The following is a 5,532-nucleotide window of genomic DNA, read 5'->3' on the forward strand; positions in this document are numbered from 1 at the left end:
TTATATGTCAAGATATATAATATCTATTTATAAGCTGAGTTTTAGGATAGTTATTTAATTTTCTTAAAATATCATAAATAGTAATTACTATATATGTAGATAGTATAGATATTATAGAAGATATTAATATAGAAGACTTGGCTATATTTATAAGTGCAAAATCATTTATAAAAGCTGTTTCAGAAATAAATATAGACATAGTAAACCCTATACCTGCAATTAGTGAAACTAAAAATACAGCAAACCAACTTATATTAGATGGCTTCTCAGTGAGTCCAATCAAATCTCCCAAATAACTAAAAATCATAATCCCTAAAGGCTTTCCAACACAAAGACCTAATATTATACCTTTGTATAAAGGAGAAGCAGTTGAACTAGATAAATCCATATTGTAAGCTAGCGATATACCTGTATTTGCAAATGCAAACAATGGTATAATTATTAAACTATTTATAGGTACTAATAATCGCTGAAGCCTTTCTAGGCAACTAATTCCATTAGAATGAGATGTAGGTATAGTTATAGCTAATAATACTCCACTTATAGTGCAATGAACTCCACTTAAATATATAAAATACCATAGGCAAAGACCAGATAATAAGTAATATGTAATACTTTGAATATTAAATAGCTTATTAGCAATTACTAATGTCATAAATACTAAAATGGCTAAAGATAAGTAATGAGTATTAATATCGATAGAATAAACAATTCCTATTGCGAGTATTGATATTAAGTCATCAACTACAGCTAGAGAAAGTAAAAATACTTTAAGCGATGGATTTAATTTTTTGGAAAAAATCAAAAATATACCTACAGCAAAAGCAATGTCTGTAGAGATTGGAATACAAAACCCACCTAAAAAAGGAGTATCTTTATTAAAAAAATAAATATCAAAGCAGGCACAATGACACCACCAATAGAGGCTAGAACAGGAAAAGATGCCTCTTTGAATGAAGATAAGCTTCCATGGAGTATTTCATGTTTTATCTCAAGTCCTGCAACTAAAAAGAAAATAGCCATTAAAAAATCATTTATAAACATATGTAGTGAAAATCCGTTAAATAAATAAGTATTTTCAAAAATATCTTTATACAATGGTTTTAATGGACTATTGTACATTACAAGGGCGAGTCCTGTAGATAGTATTAAAAGCAAACTTGTAAACAATTCTAACTTTATAGGCTTTCTATAAGTTCTTAGTAATCTCAATTTATCACCAACTAACTATATGTATTTATAAAATTTATGATTCTAAAATAGTAAAAATGCGTAAAATTTTGATACATAAATTAACTTTTATTTAATCTAGAAATAATTACATCATATAAAATCTTTAGAAAATCTTTAGATTTATATTAAGAAATCTTTAAGTTTTTAATGTTAATATTAAATTATATAAATATTATAAAATATTCTACTTTCTTACAGTTATGTTATTTAGGTGCTAATATCAATACATAAGAATATATAAATATAACAATAAAGTAAGAGAGGGAAATTATAAAAAATTTTATGTTAATATTAAAATGTTAAGGTTTATGAAAGGAATTTAAGAAACCTTATATGGTACAATTTTAATGTAAAATAACAAGATTATGATTTAGGAGCGGTTGATATGAAAAAATTTAATAGCAAAAATACTTTACTGTATTTAAAAATAGCCTTTGTTGTAGCTATTTTATTTATAGTGTTTAAGGAATTTAAGAATATAGTCACAGATTTTAATATGGACACTTTTGTAATGTATGCTGACAAATTATCTATTGGCAATATATTAATAATTATAGCTTTAGGAATGATATCATTTTTACCACTTAGTTTTTATGACTTTGTACTAAAAAAAAGAGTCGGAATAAACTTAGATAATAAAAGATTGTATAAATTTTCTTTTATAGCAAGTTCGGTATCAAGTATAGTTGGATTTGGTGGAACATCTGCCCTTGCTTTAAAAAGTTATTTTTATAAAGATCATGTAAAAGATAATAAATTATTAGTAAAAGAAATTTCTAAGGTAGTAGCACTTAATTTAACAGGATTCTCAATGGTATGTTTTCTGTATTTTATATCTAATGTATCAGAATTTAAAGAGTTAAGTTTAGTAAAAGGATTAACTATGCTAATTGGTAGTTATTTACCTATTTTATCTATATACCTAATAAAAAATTATGTAAAAGGTAATGATGATGATAAAAGAGATGTTATTGATAGTTTTAAAATAATAGGAATATCATTGTCAGAATGGGTAACTACAATAATATTGATTTATTCTATAATACTTATATTAGGTGAACCAATACCTTTTATGAAGTTTTTCCCTATATTTGTAGCCGCAATAGTAGTTGCAATTTTAAGTATGTCACCAGGAGGAGTAGGTACATTTGACTTAACTTTATTAGTTGGATTAGAAGGGTTAGGAGTTTCATCAGAAAAAGTATTATTAGCAGTATTTTTATATAGAATAAGTTATTATATAATTCCTTTAACTGTAGGAGCTATATTATACCTGTCAGAATTATGGAATAAAGTAGATGGAAGAATAAGAGGAATTGTATCAGAATCTTTATCTACAGTAGCTCATTTTGGATTAAGATTTTTAGTTTTATCATCAGGGGTAGTATTATTAGTATCAGAAGCTATGCCAAGTACTATTGAAAGAATACACATTATAAATAAGGTATTCAATTTTAAAATAATGCATATGTCAGGAGACATAGCAATCATAATTGGTTTTTATTAATTACAATATCTAGCTTAATAACTTATAAATCTAAGAAAGTATATAATATAACAATGGTATTAGTTTTACTTGGAAGTATATTTGCACTAATAAAAGGATTTGATTATGAAGAAACCCTATACTTAATAACGGTAGGTATTATTCTTAAATGTAGCAAAAGACAATTTTACAGAGAAGGGTTTATATTAAGATGGGGGAAGGTTATAAAAGACACATTAGTTTTATTATGTTTCCAAGCATTTTATTTATTTATAGCATATGCAAATATCTCTGGTAAAATAAAAAAAATTCCTCTATTAAATATAGATATACAACATGCAAGTCCACGTGTTTATAAGATGATAATGATAAGTATTACTGGATTTGTAATTTCATTAATATTTATGGGGATTTTATATTATATAAATAAGTCTAAAAAGTTTCCTAAATTAACGTTAGATGAGTGTGAGGATAAATTAGATTATATACTTGATACTTATAATGGAGCACAACTTACACATTATATATACTTAAATGATAAATATATATATGTAAATGATAGTACAGATGTTTTAATACAATATCAAATATATGCAAATAAAGTTGTAGTATTAGGTAATCCAATAGGAAATAAAGAAAGCTTCTTTGAAACAATACAAACATTTTATGAGTTATGTGATAAATATGGCTATACACCGGTATTTTGCTCTATAGACGAGACAATGATCCCTTACTTACATGAAACAGGATATGAATTTATGAAGCTAGGAGAAGATGCTGGAGTAGATTTAAATAAATTCACATTAGAAGGTAGAAAAATGAAAAGTGTAAGAAATGCACTGTCAAGAGTTGAGAAAGAAGGATATATTTTTGATATAGTATATCCACCATTTAGTGAAGAATTTATAAAAGATATAAAATCCATATCAGATGAATGGTTAGGGGATAGAAAAGAAAAAGGATTCTCTGTAGGATTCTTTGATGAAGAATATTTAAGCCTTGAACCAATAGCTATAATAAAAGATAAAGATAATAATATACAAGGATTTACTAATTTAATGCCTATGTATGATAATCGCACAACTTTATCTATAGATTTAATGCGTTTTTCAGAAAGCACATGCAATGGAGCAATGGACTTTATATTCGTAAATTTATTCAAATGGGGAAGAGAAAATGGATACTCTAAATTTAATATGGGATTAGCTCCATTATCTAATGTAGGTGTATCAAAATACTCATTCTTAAGTGAGAGAATAGCAGCTCAAGTATATGCACATGGTCAAAGATTTTATTCATTCCAAGGATTAAAGAAATTTAAAGAAAAGTATTGTGATTCTTGGGATGGAAGGTATATGGCATATAAGAGAAAAACATCTCTTGTATTTACAATGATTCAAGTCATATTACTATTTGGAAAAGGTAAAGATAACCAACAAAAAAATAAAATTAATGATAATAAGTATGCTAGAATTAACCAAAGCATGTAAAATACTTTGTTTCTAATAAAAGCCTGAGTTTAACTCAGGCTTTTATATTTTATTTATCAAGTATATGAATTATTTCTTAAGAAAAATCATAATATTAAATCAATAATAATTAGATAGGGATGTAAAATACTGGAAGGGGTGCTTTAGTGTTTAGAAATAATAAAAAAATAAAGCAGTGTAGAAAAGAAGGAGCTTCATATTTATGTAAAAAAGAAATTTGTAATTTAAACAAAGACTCTATACAATTATTAAAAAATGATCTTATTCAAGCTAGAGATTTACTATCTGATGAAATTAAAAAGTGTAGAGATGATATTAAGTTACCTACATATGGATTATTTGTATGCGATGATGGTATGATAATAGGAAGACCTACAAAAAGGGGAGATATTAAATTATTATTTTTTGAGCCTGTATTCACAGATAAGGGCGAAGTTGTAACATCTCAAAGATTAGAAAATTATATAGAAGATAAAAAACATAAAGTCAAACATAAAAAGGCTGATCAGAAAATGGTAGATGGTGTACATAAAGTATTAGAATCTATATCATCAAAAAGTCTAAAAGCTCCGAAAGTATATAAGATAGACAACATATATGATTTTAACTTAGAGGAATCATCAAAAAATACTATATATGCTTTTAAAAAAATAAAAAATAAAGCAGATGATGATATAAGTAATATTGGTATTGTATATAATACATGTGATGAATGGATGGTAAGTTTTTTTAAAGCAGACAAATTAAATAATAAAGGGCAATTTGTGGAAGCACAGATTTTAAAAAATTATTTGAAAATATAGAAGTTAGTAAAAAGGCTAGGTATTAATAAATACTTAAGCCTTTTTATTTTATAAAGATAAAATGCTATAAAATTGAAAAATATGGTATTATTTAGTATATCATGCTATATATTGGGAGGTAAATATGAATAAAAAAATACTATGTCTTATAACAGTATTAGTAATAACTACTGTTGTATCAAGTGGATTTGCATTATTTAATTATGATAGATACAATACAGTGTTAAGAAAAAATCAAAATTTAGATGCAAAAATTTCTGAGTTGACTAATCAAAATAAAGAAAATGAAAAATTGAACAAGGAATCGGAAGGTAATATATCTAAATTAAAAGAAACAATCACAATTTCGGAAAGTAAAATTTTAGAATTAGAAAAAAATGAATTAAAATTAAAAGAAAATATTTCTAACTGGGAACAGAGTAACAAGCAGTTACAATCTAAATATGATGTTTTAGTTGAAAAAATAAAAGGAATAAGCAATTTGGCAAATTAGTATTAATAAAAGCTATGTGATTAATCA

General features: G+C 25.2%; 4 protein-coding genes and 1 pseudogene. 4 read left to right on the top strand and 1 reads right to left on the bottom strand.

The annotated features are described in order from the left end of the window. Window positions 1-7: 7 nt before the first annotated feature. A pseudogene (gene nhaA / locus BN899_RS06625) lies at window positions 8-1,122 on the bottom strand (Na+/H+ antiporter NhaA). A gap of 496 nt (window positions 1,123-1,618) precedes the next feature. On the opposite strand from nhaA, the gene BN899_RS18580 reads away from it, so the two are divergent. The 4 genes from BN899_RS18580 (at window position 1,619) to BN899_RS06640 (ending at window position 5,505) form a co-directional block, all read left to right on the top strand. Beyond that, window positions 1,619-2,740, top strand: a complete 1,122-nt coding sequence (locus BN899_RS18580; protein ID WP_052356691.1) for a lysylphosphatidylglycerol synthase domain-containing protein — start codon at window positions 1,619-1,621, stop codon at window positions 2,738-2,740. A 53-nt stretch (window positions 2,741-2,793) separates the two neighbouring features. Further along, window positions 2,794-4,209 carry a phosphatidylglycerol lysyltransferase domain-containing protein gene (locus BN899_RS18585; RefSeq protein WP_052356693.1) on the top strand — a complete coding sequence of 472 codons (1,416 nt, stop codon included), beginning with the start codon at window positions 2,794-2,796 and terminating at the stop codon, window positions 4,207-4,209. 146 nt (window positions 4,210-4,355) lie between these two features. After that, window positions 4,356-5,012, top strand: coding sequence for a hypothetical protein (locus BN899_RS06635; protein ID WP_042273982.1), 657 nt, complete (start codon window positions 4,356-4,358; stop codon window positions 5,010-5,012). Window positions 5,013-5,136: 124 nt separating this feature from the next. Further along, complete coding sequence (locus BN899_RS06640) at window positions 5,137-5,505, top strand: hypothetical protein (RefSeq protein WP_042273985.1); 369 nt, start codon at window positions 5,137-5,139, stop codon at window positions 5,503-5,505. Window positions 5,506-5,532 lie beyond the last annotated feature (27 nt).

Source organism: Faecalimicrobium dakarense (assembly GCF_000499525.1).
GTDB lineage: Bacteria > Bacillota > Clostridia > Peptostreptococcales > Peptostreptococcaceae > Faecalimicrobium > Faecalimicrobium dakarense.